Origin of the sequence: Cryobacterium sp. Hh38, assembly GCF_004403235.1 — a bacterium.
GTDB classification, from domain to species: domain Bacteria; phylum Actinomycetota; class Actinomycetes; order Actinomycetales; family Microbacteriaceae; genus Cryobacterium; species Cryobacterium levicorallinum.
The window spans coordinates 1-1,045 of record NZ_SOHD01000004.1; the positions used below are offsets into that span (position 1 = coordinate 1).

Here is a 1,045-nt window from a genome sequence, read left to right on the forward strand (position 1 = left end):
TCAGCACCGCCCAGGCCAGACAGATCAAAGCAAAGACAGACCCCTCGCGGGGCCGTCAGTCAAGTTGAGGGTCATGCCCTGAACGGCTGTTTCCAGTATCAACGTCAAGGCGAATGAGACCAGTGGGAGTTTAGGCGGCTAGTTCGAGCCCTTCGTTCTCGGTGGGCTTGTCGGCGGGTTTGTTGATCCATGCCGTCGCGGGAATGGACAGAATCTGCGGCGCCTGGTTTGTGCTGAATCGCTCAGGGAAGCGTGCCCGAGCCTCGTCCAACGTCGCTGTTCGTTCGATGGCCTTCGCCTCGGCGAGGCCGTAGTGAACGTCGGCTGGCGTGTTCAGGCCGATCCCGGAATGGCGATGTTCGTGGTTGTAGCCGTCGACGAATGAGGCCATGAACGTCTTTGCGTCGGCGAGGGAGCCGAAGCGTTCGGGGAACGTCGGAGCGAATTTGAGGGTCTTGAACCACGCGTCGCTGTAGGGGTTGTCGTTGCTCACCCGCGGCCTCGAATGCGACTTAGTGACCTCCAGACCCGACAGCAACGCGGCGACGGTTTTGGACGTCATCGACGTGCCGCGGTCGGCGTGCACGACCTGTGGGACGCCGTGAATACCGAAGATTTCCTTCATCATCTCCACCGCCAACTCGCCCGATTCCGACGCGTGAACATACGCACCGACGATGTAGCGGGAGTAAATATCGATCTTCACGTAGGCATCGAAGTACTTGCCCTTGACCGGCCCGGCGAGTGACACGTAGGGCTGAGCCAGGTGAGTGTTGAAAAGGGCGACAGTGACCTGCCGCGGGTATTTCGGACAGCGGAATTAGTGGATTCTTCTACGCTGCCAATGCTGGCTGTTGATAACCGTAGTGGACTTCATTCGGCCGGCGGTAACCAAGTGCGGAGTGCCGGCGTCGACTGTTGTAAAACCCTTCGATGTATCGGATGACGTCGCTGCGAGCTTGTGATTTCGTGGCGTAGGCGGTGCGGTACACACGTTCGTTCTTGAGCATGGAGAAGAAACTTTCGGCCATGCTGTTGTCCCAGC

The 1,045-nt window shown here is 58.9% G+C and carries 1 protein-coding gene and 1 pseudogene; both read right to left on the reverse strand.

Translation table 11 applies throughout. The annotated features are described in order from the left end of the window. Positions 1–130: 130 nt before the first annotated feature. A pseudogene (locus tag E3T41_RS01840) lies at positions 131–745 on the reverse strand (transposase); the annotation flags it as partial. 88 nt (positions 746–833) lie between these two features. Continuing rightward, positions 834–1,045, reverse strand: a 212-nt coding sequence (locus E3T41_RS01845; protein ID WP_166791480.1) for an integrase core domain-containing protein, incomplete at its 5' end; no start/stop codon positions are given.